Annotated in this window: 14 protein-coding genes; 13 read left to right on the top strand and 1 reads right to left on the bottom strand. The window is 34.5% G+C overall.

The genetic code is table 11. The features are described 5' to 3' along the window. Positions 1-193 precede the first annotated feature (193 nt). The 5 genes from B5X51_RS12900 (at position 194) to B5X51_RS12880 (ending at position 5884) form a co-directional block, all read left to right on the top strand. Positions 194-1978, top strand: a complete 1785-nt coding sequence (locus B5X51_RS12900; RefSeq protein WP_217699553.1) for a histidine kinase dimerization/phosphoacceptor domain -containing protein — start codon at positions 194-196, stop codon at positions 1976-1978. A gap of 142 nt (positions 1979-2120) precedes the next feature. Beyond that, positions 2121-2642: a nuclear transport factor 2 family protein gene (locus B5X51_RS12895; protein ID WP_079721608.1), complete on the top strand. Its 522-nt coding sequence runs from the start codon at positions 2121-2123 to the stop codon at positions 2640-2642. Between the two features lie 284 nt (positions 2643-2926). Continuing rightward, on the top strand, positions 2927-3271 hold the full coding sequence (locus tag B5X51_RS12890) for a DUF1622 domain-containing protein (protein ID WP_079721607.1): 345 nt from the start codon (positions 2927-2929) through the stop codon (positions 3269-3271). 159 nt (positions 3272-3430) lie between these two features. Then, entirely contained in the window at positions 3431-4300 is an 870-nt protein-coding gene (locus tag B5X51_RS12885; protein ID WP_079721606.1) for an SDR family oxidoreductase, read from the top strand. Between the two features lie 141 nt (positions 4301-4441). After that, positions 4442-5884: a phytoene desaturase family protein gene (locus B5X51_RS12880; protein ID WP_079721605.1), complete on the top strand. Its 1443-nt coding sequence runs from the start codon at positions 4442-4444 to the stop codon at positions 5882-5884. Between the two features lie 645 nt (positions 5885-6529). On the opposite strand, the gene B5X51_RS12875 is transcribed toward B5X51_RS12880, so the two are convergent. Continuing rightward, positions 6530-7723 (bottom strand): proline dehydrogenase family protein, encoded by a 1194-nt coding sequence (locus B5X51_RS12875; protein WP_079721604.1) that lies wholly within the window; start codon positions 7721-7723, stop codon positions 6530-6532. Positions 7724-8695: 972 nt separating this feature from the next. Between B5X51_RS12875 and rfbA the strand changes: the two genes are divergently transcribed. The 8 genes from rfbA to B5X51_RS12835 all read left to right on the top strand — a co-directional run bounded on the left by rfbA (position 8696) and on the right by B5X51_RS12835 (position 17151). Then, positions 8696-9574: a glucose-1-phosphate thymidylyltransferase RfbA gene (rfbA, locus tag B5X51_RS12870; RefSeq protein ID WP_079721603.1), complete on the top strand. Its 879-nt coding sequence runs from the start codon at positions 8696-8698 to the stop codon at positions 9572-9574. 2 nt (positions 9575-9576) lie between these two features. Further along, a complete protein-coding gene (rfbC, locus tag B5X51_RS12865; RefSeq protein ID WP_079721602.1) occupies positions 9577-10170 on the top strand; it encodes a dTDP-4-dehydrorhamnose 3,5-epimerase in 594 nt (197 codons plus the stop codon). Further along, positions 10142-11017, top strand: coding sequence for a dTDP-4-dehydrorhamnose reductase (rfbD, locus tag B5X51_RS12860; RefSeq protein WP_079721601.1), 876 nt, complete (start codon positions 10142-10144; stop codon positions 11015-11017). Before rfbC ends, rfbD begins: the two co-directional genes overlap by 29 nt. A gap of 83 nt (positions 11018-11100) precedes the next feature. Further along, positions 11101-12135, top strand: coding sequence for a dTDP-glucose 4,6-dehydratase (gene rfbB, locus B5X51_RS12855; protein ID WP_079721600.1), 1035 nt, complete (start codon positions 11101-11103; stop codon positions 12133-12135). Next, on the top strand, positions 12113-13354 hold the full coding sequence (locus B5X51_RS12850) for a lipopolysaccharide biosynthesis protein (RefSeq protein ID WP_079721599.1): 1242 nt from the start codon (positions 12113-12115) through the stop codon (positions 13352-13354). The genes rfbB and B5X51_RS12850 overlap by 23 nt, the downstream gene beginning before the upstream one ends. 55 nt (positions 13355-13409) lie before the next feature. Next, a complete protein-coding gene (locus B5X51_RS12845; RefSeq protein ID WP_079721598.1) occupies positions 13410-14615 on the top strand; it encodes a hypothetical protein in 1206 nt (401 codons plus the stop codon). Positions 14616-14697: 82 nt separating this feature from the next. Beyond that, a complete protein-coding gene (locus tag B5X51_RS12840) occupies positions 14698-16020 on the top strand; it encodes a hypothetical protein (RefSeq protein WP_139374896.1) in 1323 nt (440 codons plus the stop codon). 6 nt (positions 16021-16026) lie between these two features. After that, on the top strand, positions 16027-17151 hold the full coding sequence (locus B5X51_RS12835) for a glycosyltransferase family 4 protein (protein WP_079721596.1): 1125 nt from the start codon (positions 16027-16029) through the stop codon (positions 17149-17151).

The raw sequence follows: 17151 nt of genomic DNA, 5'->3' as shown, positions 1-17151 counted from the left end.
ATCACCTTGAATTAATTGTTTTACAGGTTATTATGAATTTATTCCGGTAAATTTTAATAGAGAATGTTGTATATTCATGCCTAGTATAATTCCTGCCCCCAGTATTTCAATAGGTATGAAAAAAATAATTTTCACAATTATACTGGTTTGTTTTTCTTTCGGGCTATGCTTTTCGCAGTCTAAAAATTTAAGCGTGCAACCAATAGACTCCAGCCTTAGTTGGATGCAATCTCATGAAACTTCAGGGGAGTATTTAGACGAATTTCATCCCCTGGCACTAAAAACTCTAGAACGAGGGTTAAAATCAGCGCCAGATAGTATAACTGCTCAAATCCACGAATCTTTAGCCAGCTGGCATTCTTATAATGGCTTTTTTTCACCAGACTCGGTGGTGCATCACGCTGAAAAAGCATTGGGTTATTATTTAAAGGCGAATAATAAAAAGAAAATTGCAGATGCCTACCGCTCTCTTTCTATAGATTACTTGAACACAGGGGAATTAGAAAAAGCACAGGAAGTACTATTCAAGTCAATAGCTTTATATGAAGAATTAGGTGACGATTCCGGTTTGGGAAGCGCGTATCGAACTTTAGGGGTTAAATATCGGGTTACGGGAGATTTTGAAAAATCTATAAGCTACACCAATCAAGCGATTCCTTTATTGGAAAAGACCAAAAACTATAGCGCTTTAGCCATTGCTCAATTCAATTTAATTATTGGTTATGGCGAATTGGGAGAGTATCAAAAAGCCTACGAAGCCACAGAAGTTTGCCTGGAAATTGTGAGAACAAAAGTACCTGAAGAGATTTTTGTGCCGGTTAGAGCATATTCCTACCGCGGAGAAGTCTATACCAAAGCAAAAGATTATGATAATGCTTTAAAAGATTATCTAAAAGCCTGGCAGCTGTGTATAACACATATAGGAGAGGAACGTTGTGCCACTTATCGCACCGAGATAGGAAAGATTTATTTGTTGCAGGAAGAATATGAGCAGGCTTTAGATCACCTTTTAGCTGGTGTAAATTCTTATGAAGAAAAGGGACAAATAGGTTTTGTAGAACCTTATTTAGATCTGGCCGAAGCTTATAGGCAATTGGGAGATTTTGAGAAAGCATTGCACTATAGAGAAAAAGCTTATGCTAATTCAGAAAAGATGCTGGAAGACAAAATTAGTAGTATTGAATCTGAAATGGCTATAAAATATGAAACCGGGAAAAAGGATGAAGCCTTAGCATCTCAAGCTGTTTTAATTGAACAAAAAAGTAAGACACAAACGCTCTTTATCGTGATTGCCTCGCTCTTATTATTGTTTTTACTATCCTTACTTTATTTCTTCTACAAGAACAAAAAAGCCACTAAAATTATACGGGCTAAAAATGCCGAAAAAGAATTGTTGCTGAAAGAAATTCATCACCGCGTAAAGAATAATTTAGAAATGGTGAAAAGCTTAATTGCCTTGCAATCGGCACAAATAGAAGATCCGGCCACCAAAGACGCGATGATAGCCAGCCAGAATAGGGTGCAATCTATGGGAATTATTCATCAAAAATTATATCAGGGGGAAAACCTGGGAAGTATTGAGATGAAGGATTATTTTATAAATCTGAGTGAAGGTATCCTGGATAGTTTTGATGCATCAAATAAAGTGAGAATTGAGCTTGCCATGGATAACCTGGAACTTGATGTAGATACGGCGGTTCCCATAGGTCTTATTGTAAATGAGTTACTTACTAATGCGCTCAAATATGCATTTCCTGAACAGCAACAAGGCCTTATTAATATCAGTTTAGAAAAAGATAGTGATCAAAATTTAAAATTAGAGATCAGGGATAATGGTGTAGGTAAAACCAGGGGGCTTGCTCCTATTGGTACCGGGTTTGGTTCGCAATTAGTAAAACTACTTACCCAACAACTCAACGGAAAAATGAGGGAACGTATAGATAAGGGTACTCATATTGAATTTGATTTTGCTCGATAATCAATTTCTATAAACGTCTTCGGTCAATAATTTGGCCTTTTCGGGAAGTGAATTGGTGCTTTCGTCCTTGATGTCTTGTGGGTTTTACTGAATATCAGTTACTTATATATTTAATCGACTATTAATTCTTAAATAATTTAAAATGAAAACATTAAAAATATTAGCACTTGCAGTAGTCCTTTGTATAGGACAAATCACAATCGCTCAGGAGATGAATTTCAACGAAGTTGTAACCCAAAATCCAACTGCCGAGGAAGACCTTAAAGTAGTTGCCGATTACTTAGATGCCCTGGTAAATAATAACCTGGATAAAGCCAAAAGTCTACTGGCTGACGATTTTAGCGGCAGTGGACCCAGCGACGGTGACAGTGAAACCAAAGAAGACGTAATCGAAAACTGGACGCAAATTCATAAACTGCGTACCAACCAAAATAATGAATATGTTGTGAATACCTGGAGAGTATTAAGTGGAGAATACGAAGGAGATTGGGTTTCTATTTGGGGCACTTATTCGTTTACAGAAAATGATACAGATATCAACCTTCCCTATCATTTAACTGCAAAAGTTGAAGATGGAAAGATACAGAATTCAATAATCTATTATAATAGTTTAGCCGTAGCGCAAAAAATGGGTTATGAATTAACACCTACCGAAAAAGATTAGTCGCTAACATATATGGAGCTAATATTCTATTAGCTTTTAAAAAAAACTTATCCATGTAGATAAGTTTTTTTTATGATCCTATTTAAGGATTAGCTATTGAGTGATTTCAATCTATAGAATTAGAATGGACGATTGAGATTTAGCGTGAAATAGAAGAATAATAAAATCACCAGAAATGCTACCGCCAATAGATGATGTGTTTTTAATAGAAAATAATTAACTTACTCATAAATAAGGTTGAATATGGTTGTCTAATGGATTGCTAGATAAAACTTATAAGCGGAATGGAGAACATTGAAATCTATATTAATTATGTTGCAAAAATAACTGAAGCCATTGGTGTTTTAACTATTTTCCTTGGCTCATTATACGCCATCGGTAAATTTATGTTTTCGATGAGGAATAGGAAACCTGTTACTTACATAGAGCTGCGGCAGTCGGTTGGAAAATCTATTCTTTTAGGGTTGGAAATTTTAATTGCGGCAGACATAATGGCCACCGTGGTTACTAAACCCACATTAAAATCTGTATCTATTTTAGGTTTAATAGTTTTAATTAGAACCTTCTTAAGCCTTTCGCTCCAGGTTGAATTAGAAGGAAAGTTTCCCTGGCAGAAAAGCAAGAATTAAATATTAAAAACTGTATTTGGAGTTTTGATTATACTTCTAAAAAGGCTAAAATTTTCCTATAATTTCTTTCCAAAATCATAAGATGCAGTTTTTTTCCTATGGCATTACTTAACTTTAAGAAATAGATCGTGTTTTCTAATTTCGAATAAATTATAGCCAATGTCTAAATCAATTTTAATTACCGGTGGTTCGGGTGCTTTGGGCTTTAAACTACTTAAGGATTTTAAGTTTAAGGGTTATAAAATAAGAGCGCTAACCCATTCAGAGGAAGGCCTGGAGAAACTCAAAGGAGAGGTTGAAGATATCCAGTATCTGGATGCCAGCGAAGATAAAGCTAAATTGGAAGGGATTACCAGAGGTATGGATTATGTAGTTTCAGCACTGGGAAAATCCATTAGCCTTTTCCACCCCGATTCAGATACTTTTTATGAAAGTAATTACAAGGCTAATAGTCACCTGTTGGGAGATGCAAAAGAATATGGGGTAAAGAAGTTTATATATGTTTCTATGATGGGAGCAGATACCGCCTCGAATTTTAAAATTCCCGGCACCCATAGAAAAACGGAGAAGGAGATTCAGAATTCAGGACTCAATTATTCCATATTAAGACCTGTCGGATTTTATTCCGGTTTACATGATCTAATTATTATGGCCAGGAAAAAAGTGATTCCGCTCGTTGGGGATGGGCAAGCTAAGACCAACAGTATTTATCATGGCGATTTGGCAAACTTTATAAGCAATAACTTTGCTGGATTACCTGAAATTTTAGATATAGGTGGTCCAAAAATTCATACCCGGGAAGAAATGGCTGTGATGATCCAGGAAAAAATAGGAGGGAAGATAATTAAAGTGCCGGAAGCGATAGCTAAATCAGGTAGTGAAGTCCCAAAGCTTTTTGCTAAAGAAAACCTGGGGCACAAGCTGGATTATTTCAGTTATATTATGAGTAATGATATGATAGGGCAATCCCGGGGAACATTAAGTTTTAAGGAATATTTAAATCAAATTGACCTTGACAATATAGAGTAAACTATCTCGGAGCAAGCTCACAAGGCATTCATTGAGAACCATTAAATAATTTTCGAGGCAAGCCTCTGAGCATTTAAATCTCGATTATCGAGTAAAGCGACTCTTAAAAAATTCAGGAATAATTCCACTTAATTTTATAAAATGGAAGTCAGAAAGCCACATTCAAAAAAGTACGATGCAGTTATTATAGGTGGTGGCTCCAATGGTATTGCCGCTGCTATACACTTGCAGCAGCAAGGTTTGAACACGGTAATTTACGAGAAATCTTCTGTTCCCGGCGGAGCAACAAAAACTGCTGAAATTACTTTGCCAGGCTTTAAACATGATATCGGTTCTACGGTACTTCCTATGGCTTATAGTTCTCCTATTTTTCAGGAACTTCCATTAGAAAAATATGGTTTAGAATGGATTTACCCGGAAATTCCTTTTTCACAAACCCTTGAGAACGGGAAATCCATAGCCTGTTATAAAAGCATTGAAAAAACCGCTGCTCAGCTAGGGAAAGATAAGGGGAGTTATATTCATTTTATGAAGCCTTTAGTCGAAAACTGGGACGATATTGGAGAAGATGTGCTGGGGCCGTTGGGGATTCCATCTCATCCTATAAAATTTTTAAAATTTGGCTTAAAGGCTTTTCCTTCGGCTAAATTTCTGGCCAATTCCCTTTTTAAAGAAGCGGAGGCTAAAGCTTTGTTTTATGGTGCAGCTGCACATTCTACGCTACCATTAACGAACTTGTTTTCTTCGTCCTTCGGGGTAGTGCTTGGATTGATGGCGCATTTAAATGGCTGGCCATTTCCTAAACAGGGTGCGGGTGCACTAATTGAAGCTTTATTAGATTATTATAAAGATCTGGGAGGTGAGTTGATATTGAATACTCCTATCAGGAAAGTATCTCAACTTCCCGAAAGTAAAGTTCAAGTTTATGATCTTACACCCCAGCAATTATTACAAATTCAGGACCTGGATTTAAGTTCGGGTTATAGAAAACGATTAGAAAATTATAAATATGGCGCCGGGGTTTTCAAAATAGATTGGGCATTAGACGGTCCTATTCCTTTTACAAGTGATAAATGCAGGCGTTCGGGTACCATTCACATTGGATTTAGTCCAGAAGAAATGGAAAAGTCTGAGCAACTTACAGCTGAAGGGAAAATTTCGGAACAGCCTTATGTGTTATTGGTACAACCCAGCATTTTTGATAAATCCAGAGCTCCAGAGGGTAAGCATACCGCCTGGGCTTATTGCCACGTACCCAATGGCAGCGAAGAAGATTGTACCAGGATTATCGAAAATCAAATTGAAAAGGCAGCGCCGGGATTTAAAAATTTGATAGTCCATAAAAGCACGATGAACACTAAGGAATTAGAGGTTTTTAACCCTAATTTAGTTGGAGGCGATATCAATGGAGGCCGACAGGATATTACACAATTATTCACGAGACCTGTAGCTAAAATTTCCCCTTATAAGACTTCTAATGATAATGTTTATTTGTGCTCTTCTTCAACTCCTCCCGGTGGAGGCGTTCACGGGATGGGTGGGTATAATGCTGCTAAGCAGGTGATTAATGATCATTTTAGTTAGATGAAGAGTGAGGGGAAAAGAGTGAAGAGTGAATTCTAAAGAGTAAAGAGAAAACCATAAACAACAAAGACACTATCTCGCTAACTGATAATTTACAACCCACAACCCACAACCCACAATCCACAACCGAGAACCGATACCCTAAACTATAAACAAAAGTCTACCAATTATCGTCTGGGACGGTGTGAAGAGTGAAGAGGAAATAGTGAAGGGTGAATAGTAAATAGTGAAGAGGTAATGGGAACGTCACCCCGAATTTATTTCGGGGTCTAAGTTGAGCACGGCAGTCCATTGTTGTGAAGAGGATAATGTAAATAGTGAAGGGTGAATAGTAAAGAGTGAAGAGGTAATGGGAACGTCACCCCAATTTATTTCGGGGTCTAAGTTGAGCACGGCACTCCATTGTTGTGAAGAGAATAATGTAAATAGTGAATAGTGAATAGTAAAGAGTGAGGAGTGAAGAACAAAGAACAAAGAACAAACAACAAACAACCGCTAACCGCTAACTGATAACTCACAACCCACAACCGAGAACATACAACCGACAACCGACAACCGACAACCCACAACTCAGAACCGACAACCGAGAACCCACAACTGACAACCCACAACCGATACCCCAAACAACAAACTACCAACTAAAGACTACCGCCTGGAGCTGCCTGGAGCCATCTTTCTTCTTTTCTTTTCTCTCCGAAGTAAGTTTAACTCTCTATTCGTTTGTCCTTCTACAGAAGAATTCTCTTCAGCCCTTCTTAATAGATAAGGAACCACGTCTTTTACCGGGCCAAAAGGAACTAACTTCGCGGTATTATAATCTTTGCTGGCAAGGTTATAACTAATTTGATCACTCATTCCGTATAACTGGCTAAACCACACCCTGGGATCATCTTTTGCGATTTTCTGGTCTTCCATGATCTGCAGCGCCAGGTAGTTGCTCATTTCGTTGTGGGTTCCTATAAAAACGGCGATATCATCAATATTATCAAGACAGTAAGCCAGCACATTGTTAAAATGAAGATCGGTAGCTTTCTTATTCTCACAAATAGGAGATTTTTTCCCGTACTTTTTAGCTCTTTTGTTTTCTTTCTCCATATAAGCCCCGCGAACTATCTTTGCTCCAATTTTAAAACCTTTTTCTTTGGCTTTAGTATGCAGTTCCTTTAGATAATCAAGCCTGTCCCATCGGTAACATTGAAAAGTATTAAAAATAAGCGCCTTTTCGGTATTATATTTTTCCATCATTTCCTCCATCAGGTCGTCGGCTGCATCCTGCATCCAACTTTCTTCCGCATCTGCGTATAAACGAACACCTTGCTTGTGTGCTTCTTTACAAAGGTCTTCAACCCTGGCTTTAGTTTTTTGCCATTCCTCTTTTTCCTTTTCACCGAGATTGACGTGGGAACTGAGTTTATGCCAGATTTCGAAGCTACCCAGTGCAGTAGGTTTAAAAATAGCGAAAGGGATCTCTGTTTCTTCTTTGGCAAATTTTATAAGGTCTTTCTTTACCCTGTAGGCCGAATCGAATTCTTCTTCGGTTTTCTTTCCCTCTACCGAATAATCAAGAATACTGGAGAGGTTTACCTCGTGCATTTCTTTAATAACCGGCTTGCAATCGTCCTTACTGGTTCCTGCACAAAACTGGTCAAAGATGGTGCTCTTAATTAGTGGCTGTATAGGAAGTTTAGCCTTAAGGGAAAATTTGGTCAATAAAATTCCGGGTTTAATCAAGGAGGGGATTCCCATTACGTTAAATAGGAGTAAAGCTCTATTGAGTTCTAAATCAGACTTTAATCTAAATGCTGTCGCTGTATCGTTAAAAATTTTCTTCTCAATCATATCCCAAAAATAGCCCAGAAAGTAGTTTAAGGAAAGTGGTTTAGCTAAACTTTAACCGACCAAACCCCTTATTGTGAAAAGAGTTCAGATTAATTCGAAATGGAGCATAAAAAGTCTTAATGATATCTTTTAATGTGTTAAGGATTTTAGGAGTAAAAAGTGTATATCGTTATATAGTGAGAAGACTTTCTAAGTTTAATTTGACGTTTCTTATGTAAAGTAAGTGGACTTGGAATTTTTTACAGGGATTCACTAAATACAAAATCATTCATTTCCCGGTATATTTTGTTCGGTAAACTCTAATTTCAACTCAAGTGCTTAGTTTTAAGTTTGAATAAATCCCTGACTCAAAAACAGTTAAAAATAAGTGAAACCGGGTCGTCTTAATTCTTAAAAATTTTAACAAATATAGTTCGTTAGAATCTTTTGCAGTGATTTATCTTTGCGGTCTTAACGGAAAGCACATATTCATTACGGTTTTCCGTAATTTTCCCTGAATTTGTCCGTTAAATTACTTGGCAACACGGGAAAGGTATTAACATAAAATTAAGGTTAGCGAGAGTTAAAATGTGACTCACTGTGGCGAAGCCGTATTCAGTTGGCAGGTTTTTTAACCGAGAACCGAAAACTCATAACCGACAACCGGTAACTGAGAACTCAAAACTGATAATCGATAACCGAAACAACCCAAATCTATCGTCTAAAGACGAATACTAAACTTAACCTACGGCTCGTTCTAAAGCGAGATTAATTAACCCCCTGCTTTCGCAACACCCTACATCGCGAAAGAATTAAAAATGTTTATGGTGTAAATCCAAACCGCAATCCGGCGGTAAAAAAATCTTAAACTTTAATTACCAGAGTAAAGCATTTCGAACATGTTTATAGCTATGCTTATGTCATTATTAGAGGGAAATTGAGACATAGTTATTTTAATATTATAAGTCAACTTTGTAAGAAATATAGAAAAATATGAAAGGTATCATTCTTGCCGGAGGATCCGGCACCAGGCTTTATCCTATTACTAAAGGGATATCTAAACAACTTTTGAGTATTTATGATAAGCCGATGATCTATTATCCTCTTTCGGTTTTAATGCTTGCCGGAATAAGAGAAGTGCTCGTCATATCAACGATTGAAGATCTTTCGAATTTTGAAAGATTGCTAGGTAATGGGTCTGAATTGGGGATGAAGTTGGAATATAAAGTTCAACCAAGTCCAGATGGTCTTGCTCAAGCCTTTATTATAGGTGAGGAGTTTATAGGAGATGATGATGTTTGTTTGGTACTGGGAGATAATATCTTTTATGGACACGGTTTTACAGAATTGCTTGCCCAATCTGTAAAGAATGTAAAGGAAAAAGGAAAGGCAACCGTTTTTGGATATTATGTAAATGATCCAGAACGCTATGGAGTAGCCGAATTTGATAAACAAGGGAATGTGACCAGTATAGAAGAAAAGCCAAAACAGCCTAAAAGTAATTATGCAGTGGCAGGTCTTTATTTTTATCCTAATTCTGTTGTAGAGGTTGCAAAAAATGTTAAACCTAGTGAAAGGGGAGAGCTTGAGATAACTTCTGTGAATGAAGCATATTTAAAAGACGGGGATTTAAAAGTCGAATTAATGGGGCGTGGCTACGCATGGTTAGATACCGGTACGCACGATTCCATGCTGGAAGCTTCTAACTATATTCATACCATAGAAAAAAGGCAGGGCTTGAAAGTGGCTTGTTTGGAAGAAATAGCCTATGAAAAGGACTATATCTCAAGAGATCAACTTTTGAAACTTGCTGAACCTTTAAAAAAGAATGGCTATGGCCAGTATTTAATTAAACGTGCTGAAAAAAAATAAATATGGATTTTATCAGAACAGAAATTCCCGATGTGGTTATATGCAAACCCAAAGTTTTTGGAGATCACAGGGGATATTTTTCAGAAACTTTTCGAAAAGATACTCTTGAAGAATTTTTAGGCTATAAGGTTAATTTTTGCCAGGATAATGAATCGAGATCTACTTATGGGGTTTTAAGAGGAATGCATTACCAATTACCCCCATTTACTCAAACCAAACTGGTACGTGTAATTGAAGGTAGAGTTTTAGATGTAGCCGTAGATATTAGGCAGGGATCTCCATATTATGGGAAGGCTGCTGTAGTAGAGTTAAACGATAAAGACAGAAATCAGTTATTTATTCCCCGGGGTTTCGCCCATGGTTTTGTAGTGCTTTCGGAAACTGCAACATTTGCCTATAAATGCGATAATTATTATGCTCCTGAATATGACAGTGGATTCTTATTCAACGATTCCTTTTTAGATATAGACTGGAGAATACCTATGGATAATATGGTTCTTTCTGAAAAAGATAAAAACCAACCTATATTCTCGGAAGCTGAAAAATTTGATTTCTCAAAAAACCTTTATGAAGAATATATTAGTAACGGGCGCTAAAGGACAGCTGGGTTCTGAGATTAGGGAAATTGCTTCTCAATATCCCGATTTCACTTTTGGTTTTACTGATATCGCTGAATTGGATATTACTGATAAAAATGCAGTAGTACAATTTATTGTCGATAATAATATTGATATTATTATCAATTGCGCCGCATATACCGCAGTAGATAAAGCGGAGTCTGAACCGGAATTAGCTGAAAAGATCAACAATACAGCTGTTAAATATCTTGCCGAAGTCGCAAAGAAATATTGTAGTAGTATAATTCATATTTCAACCGATTATGTTTTTGACGGCAAAAATTTCCAACCCTATATGCCCGATCATCCGACGGACCCGGTGAATATGTATGGGGAAACAAAATTAGAAGGAGAAAAAACTTTAAAAAAAATTAACCCGTCTGGTTCAGTAATTATTCGTACTTCCTGGGTGTATTCCTCTTTCGGAAATAATTTCGTTAAGACTATGCTTAGGCTTGGTGGCGAACGGAAAAATCTCAATGTTATTTATGACCAGGTGGGTGTACCAACATACGCGGCCGATTTAGCGAAATTTATTCTCGATAATTGCCTGAACTTGCAAAATGAAGAGGTGAAGACTTATCATTACACCAATGAAGGGGTTTGCTCCTGGTATGACTTTGCAAAGGAAATTATGGAGGTAGCTAACTTAAACTGTAAGGTAGCTCCAATTCCAACCGCATCTTATCCCACCCGGGCAAACAGGCCTTTTTATTCTCTGATGGATAAAACCAGTTTAAAGGAAGAGTTTGATGTTGAAATTCTTTATTGGAAAGATAGTTTAAAAGACTGTATTGAAAAAATGGCTGTAAGCATTAAGCTTTAGACTATAATTTTTCTAATAGATAAATCAATTTAAAAAAATAAGGTCAACAGCCTATAGCTTATGGCCTAAAGCAATACAACCCAATGTCACTAACCCGAACTATACTCATCACAGGTGGCGCCGGCTTTATTGGTTCCAATTTTATTCCATATTTTCTTGAATCCAATCCAGATGTAGCTGTAGTAAATCTAGATTTATTAACCTATGCAGGTGACCTTGCAAATTTGGAAGAAGTAAAAGAAAATGATCGCTATACTTTTATTAAAGGAGATATATGTGACCGGAGCTTGGTAGAACAAATTTTTGATAAACATCATATTACCGGGGTTATCCATTTCGCTGCAGAATCCCACGTAGACAATTCTATTAAAAACCCGGGAGTTTTTATGGAAACCAATGTTAAAGGAACCTTTGCTTTGGTAGATGTTGCTTATAAAACCTGGATGGAAAAACCATTTGAATATAAAGAGGATTATAAAAATGTCCGGTTTTTACATATCTCTACCGATGAGGTTTATGGAACACTTGGGGAAACAGGTTTGTTTACCGAAGAAACTCCATATGCTCCTAACTCCCCTTATTCAGCCAGCAAAGCGGGATCTGATATGATCGTACGTTCTTATCATCACACCTATGGATTGAATACTGTTATTACGAACTGCTCTAATAATTATGGACCGAAGCAGCACGATGAAAAGCTGATTCCTACTGTAATTAGAAAAGCTATAAAAGGAGAAAATATACCCATTTACGGAGACGGTGAAAATGTAAGAGACTGGTTGTATGTTTTGGATCATGCCAAAGGCATTAACCTTGCTTATACTAGTGGAAAAGCTGGAGAGGTGTATAATATTGGTGGAAGAAATGAACGAAACAATAATTACATCGCTAAAAAGATATGTGAGCTTATGGATGTCCTAAAACCTAAGAAAAAAGGCAGTTATTTGGAGCAAATCGCTTACGTAGAAGATCGTGCCGGCCACGACCGTCGATATGCAATAGATGCAACAAAAATCGAAAATCAATTGGGCTGGAAAGCCGACGAGAATTTCGAAACCGGAATAATAAAAACTATTAATTGGTATTTGGATAAATATGATTTCATTACTAAAGAATAAAAAATTATTAGTATTCTTTGATCAGGCGATAGTAAGTGGGAGTAATTTTTTACTAAGCGTATTATTAGCAAGAAATTTAGAAATTAAAATTTTTGGAGAGTTTTCATTATTATGGCTTGTACTGTTGTTTTTTTTAGGTATACAGAATGCTGCGATAATTTCACCATTTTATTCTCTGGAACCTAAACGTTCTGCAGAAGAACATAGAAGGCTTGGAGATGTTTTCGGTTTGCAACTTATATATTCTTCTTTAGCTATATTATTAACGTTAATCTTTATAGTGATTGCTTCCTTTTTTAATGAGGATTGGGATATTAAAGATGGGTTGTTGCCATTTAGTTTGTTTTTTGTGGCTTTTTTAATCCATGATTTTTTAAGAAGACTATTTTTTTTAAATAATAAGTATATCCATGTTATAATAATTGATGTTTTAGCATATGTTGTGTCGTTAGTTTTGCTTTACCTAAACCTTAATATTCTTGATAGTTTAGAACTGGTTTATTATCTTCTTTTTTCAGCCTTTTTAAGTAGTTTAATAGTTGCTCTTCTGTTTTTGAGAAAATCGGGATTACGAATTTATAATTTGCTAATTACATTTAAGGAATATTGGAGTTTTTCAAAATGGTTGAGTCTTTCAGCAATTCTGCAATGGTTTTCTGGTAATTGGTTTATAGTAATAGGGGCAATGATTTTGGGACCATGGGTGGCTGGTGTGATAAGAGTTTTCCAAAATACTATGGGGGTCTTTAATGTTTTATTTCTAGGCTTAGAAAATTTTGTCCCAATATCCGCATCAAATATTTATTCAGCCCACGGTTATAAAAAAATGATTTCATATATAAAGAATTTTGCTTTTAAAGGATTATTACCCTTTTTGGGGTTTGGTGTATTACTATTAATTTTTAGCCCAGAAAAAGCAATTTCTTTCATTTACGGAGATGGTTATAATGAATATGCTAATTTAATTTATTGGTATCTATTGATATATATCTTCATCTATTTTGGTCTCCTATTTAGATTCATAATTAGAACAGTTGAAAAGACTCAAAAGATATTTTTAGTTTATTTAGCTTCAACAATTTTGAGTCTAATATTTTCCTGGCCTCTAGTAAAATATTTTGGGATTTATGGGATTGCTGGAGGAACCCTCGGAACTCAAATCCTAATGTTCACTCTTTATTATAAAATAGGAAATGAAGGCACGGCTTTCTGTAAGTAGATATTATTATATTTTACTCAATCTTTTCTAACTGCAATATTAATAGATTAACCTAATGGTGGTTCAGCAAGGGGAAAACAACCTTTACACTTATTTTACGAAAATTATCATAATATCTTTAGCTATTGCTCCTGCATTTGCATTGGGTAGTGACAACAGAAATTTGATATTAATTTTTGTTATGAGTATTTCTCCTATTTTAATTTTCACCTTCAGAAAACTTTACAAATCAGATTTACTACTCCTAACTTTTATTGCTAGTATTACCTTATTTCCCTCGATTCTGCATCCACAGAGTATGCGTTGGTCTACTGTGCTATATTCCTATATGTTCTGTCTAACTTTTATGTCTTATTATCGTCTTTTATTGAGTGGGAAACTTGAAATAAATAGCTATTTAAAATTACTCCGCTTTTTAATTTTAGCATATTTTATAACATTAATTTTACAGCAACTTTCAGTCTTGACAGGACTTCCTATAATTAATCTCAGTAACTATAGTATCGAAGAACCATGGAAGTTAAACTCTTTATCATCAGAGCCTTCTCATTCAGCTAGAATTTTATCTTTATTAATGTACTCCTTTATTAGTGTTAAAGAGGTGGTGATTGATAAGAGGTATAATTTTTTAAATGCCTTTAAGGAGGATAAATGGTTGTGGTATGCATTTATTTGGACTATGGTAACTATGGGTAGTGCAACTGCTTTTATATTCCTGCCATTAGTACTACTGAAATTTCTTAAGAATAGAAATATTATTTTACCATTATCTATATTACTTTTAATTGGATTTATTTTATTTAATATTAATTATATACCTGTAGAACGGGTTATAAATGTAGTTGAGGCAACACTAACCTTTAATCCAGATGAAATAATTAAAGCTGATCATAGTGCATCATTTAGAATTGTTCCTTCAATTGTATTGATTTCTTTTCTCGATCTAACTTCAGCTGAATCTTGGTTTGGTCATGGAGTGGATTCCGTTAGTAGTTTTATGTATCAATATATTCCATATGGAGGAGAAGAAATATCCGGTGGGGGTTTCTTACAAGTATGGTATGAATACGGTTTAATAACTTTTATAATTATTACTATTTTTAGTATTAAAAACACTATTAGGAAAAATGATTTTTTGACTTATGCATTTTGGTTTATGTTGATTTTTATTTATGGAGTTAATAATCAAATTGTGTGGTTATGTGTAATTCTACTTTTCACTAATAAATATTTTATTAATAATAAAAAATTATTTAATTAATTGAGGAAATATTTTATATGTAGAGAAATCAACTCAATGATAAATTTTGAATTTTTAAGAATTACTTATGAAAATAGATTGCTTGGCATCAGATTTACTAACTGGTTTTTTTCATGAAATAAACCATCAAAATATTGAATATGCTGTATTAAGAAATTATGAAGGCTTACCATATAAGATTAAATCAAAAGATGTAGATATAGTAGTTAATCCCACTTCTTTGTATAAGACAGAAGAGATATTATTACATACAGCTAAAAAATTCGGATATCAATTAATATGGTCGAACCATTTAGATTATTTAAGAGGTTTTAGTTTAGTTAAGTTGGAAAATAATAAAGTATTTTCAGTTAAGATTGATTTGTTTTTTGGTTTCAAATGGCATGGCTGTACCTATTTAAATCACGATTTAATATTTGATAATATCAATTATTATAATGATATAAAAGTTCCTAATAAAGGTCATGAGGCTCTAATAATGATTGTATACTATGTTTTATACGCAAAGAGAATAGACGAAAAGTATCACGACGAAATCTATAATAATGCAGTTAATAATTTTGAAAATTTTCAGGCAATTGTTCATAAGACCTTTAAAAATAAATTGGGTAATAGTATAATAGACAGAGTTAAAGAAAATAAAATTAAAACTTTGGAGAAGTTGAGACCTCAGATTAAGAAAGATGTAGTGGTTCATAGTTTTAAAAATGATTTTTTAATTAAAACTTACTTGAAACACTTTATAACCGAAGTGTTTGACAGGAATAACATGGGGACTCTAATTGCATTTTCTGGACCAGATGGGGCAGGGAAAAGTACTTTAGTAAAGGTTGTAATGGAGTTATTTTGTTCTTTGGGCATTTCTCATAACCCAATTCCCGATCATTTTTTATCTAATAATGTGCCATCATTACATAAGCTCCCAGGTGCACCTAAAAAATATGCAGAACAAGATTATACTAAACCATATCAAACTAAAACAACTGGATTTTTTAATTCAAGTTTACGAACTACGTATTATTATTTAGCCTTCTTATTTGACAGACTGTTATTTATAAAGAAGAAAAAGAGGTCTAATCAAATTGTGGTTTATGATCGTTATTATACTGATCTGATAGTAGATCCATCGAGAATTAGAATAGGTCTAAAAAAATCTCTCGTTAGAAAGTTGTTTTTATCTCTACCTAAACCGGACTTTACATTTATAATATTGGCAGAAGTAGATCAAATTTTAAATCGTAAAGAAGAATTATCAAAAGATAAACTTCAAGAACTGCTATTTGAATATAATGAGCTACCAAAAAGAATGGCGAATTGTGAGGTTATCAACAATATAGGTTCGCTTCAAGAAGGCCAAACTAATATTTTGAAAAGTGTATTTGATAAACTGAACAAATTTAATTAATTAATATTGAAAATTTTACATTTCATTTTAGGAAAGGCTAATCCAGATAGAGCCAATGGAGTCAATGTAGTAATTAATGGATTGGCGAAATATTCTGCATTAGCTGGGCACGATATTCAAGTAGTTGGTATAAGTAAAGGAATGCACGAAAAATTTGAATTAGTAAAGCGAGATGGATTCGAAGTTAAAGTTTACAATTCATTTTTTGGTGAAAGTTTTAATGAAATAAAAAAAATCATTGGCGAAGTTGATATTGTACATCTTCATAGTGTATGGCAGCACTACAATATTATATTGGCAAATTATTTATTGAAAAAAAATAAACCTTACGTAATAACAATACATTCTGGTTTAACAGAAGATAGGATAAAACAGTCTAATTATTGGATAAAATTGGCTTATCATCAAATCTTTCAAAAAAGAATATTTGATGGCGCATCTGGTATCCATGTTATTACAAAGGAAGAGATGAGCGATGTTGCAAAATACACCAGAAATAATAATATTTTTTTTGTTCCAAATGGGGTTGATTTGGATAATTATAATTTAATAAAAAAAGAATATAATGAAAGTAACCTCAAAATCCAATTTGGGTATCTCGGAAGATTTGGAGTTGAGAAGAATATTTCGAGTTTAATATATGCAATTGCGAGATTACCTTTAGAATATTTAAATAAAGTACAGTGTCATCTTATTGGCCCAATTGATAAGGAGGGTGAGCGACTGAAAAAAATTGTAGAAAAATTAGAATTACAAAGTGTCATAAAGTTTACTGGTCCCTTATACGATTCTGATAAATATAATATGTTAAAACAATTAGATTTTTATATTCATCCAGCTCATTCTGATGTTGTAAGTATTGCTGTTATGGAAGCTATGGCGTCGGGTCTACCTTGTGTTATTACTAGAACCTCACAGGTTTCTTATTATTATAATTCCAAGGCATTTATAATGGTGGAGCCGTTAATTGAAGACATTAAAAGTGGTATAATTGAAATTATTGATAATGAAGCAGATTGGGGGCATATGTCGCAAAATGCCTTAAAATTAATTGCTCATAATTTTAATTGGAAAAATGCAACTAATAGATTATTGCGCCAATATGAGCTTTTAATCACACACCCGTCTTAG

The organism is Salegentibacter holothuriorum (assembly GCF_900168045.1).
In the GTDB taxonomy this organism is placed as follows: Bacteria; Bacteroidota; Bacteroidia; order Flavobacteriales; family Flavobacteriaceae; genus Salegentibacter; species Salegentibacter holothuriorum.
The sequence above is the reverse complement of the archived record's forward strand: the minus strand, read 5'-3'. Positions and strand labels throughout refer to the sequence as shown.

What these genes read in the sequence shown, in the direction of transcription:
- B5X51_RS12850 (WP_079721599.1), top strand. Translation starts at nt 12,113, where the DNA reads ATGATTTCATTACTAAAGAATAAAAAATTATTAGTATTCTTTGATCAG.
- B5X51_RS12890 (WP_079721607.1), top strand. Translation starts at nt 2,927, where the DNA reads ATGGAGAACATTGAAATCTATATTAATTATGTTGCAAAAATAACTGAA.
- B5X51_RS12845 (WP_079721598.1), top strand. Translation starts at nt 13,410, where the DNA reads ATGGTGGTTCAGCAAGGGGAAAACAACCTTTACACTTATTTTACGAAA.
- rfbB (WP_079721600.1), top strand. Translation starts at nt 11,101, where the DNA reads ATGTCACTAACCCGAACTATACTCATCACAGGTGGCGCCGGCTTTATT.
- rfbA (WP_079721603.1), top strand. Translation starts at nt 8,696, where the DNA reads ATGAAAGGTATCATTCTTGCCGGAGGATCCGGCACCAGGCTTTATCCT.
- rfbC (WP_079721602.1), top strand. Translation starts at nt 9,577, where the DNA reads ATGGATTTTATCAGAACAGAAATTCCCGATGTGGTTATATGCAAACCC.
- B5X51_RS12895 (WP_079721608.1), top strand. Translation starts at nt 2,121, where the DNA reads ATGAAAACATTAAAAATATTAGCACTTGCAGTAGTCCTTTGTATAGGA.
- rfbD (WP_079721601.1), top strand. Translation starts at nt 10,142, where the DNA reads ATGAAGAATATATTAGTAACGGGCGCTAAAGGACAGCTGGGTTCTGAG.
- B5X51_RS12875 (WP_079721604.1), bottom strand. Translation starts at nt 7,723, where the DNA reads ATGATTGAGAAGAAAATTTTTAACGATACAGCGACAGCATTTAGATTA.
- B5X51_RS12885 (WP_079721606.1), top strand. Translation starts at nt 3,431, where the DNA reads ATGTCTAAATCAATTTTAATTACCGGTGGTTCGGGTGCTTTGGGCTTT.
- B5X51_RS12880 (WP_079721605.1), top strand. Translation starts at nt 4,442, where the DNA reads ATGGAAGTCAGAAAGCCACATTCAAAAAAGTACGATGCAGTTATTATA.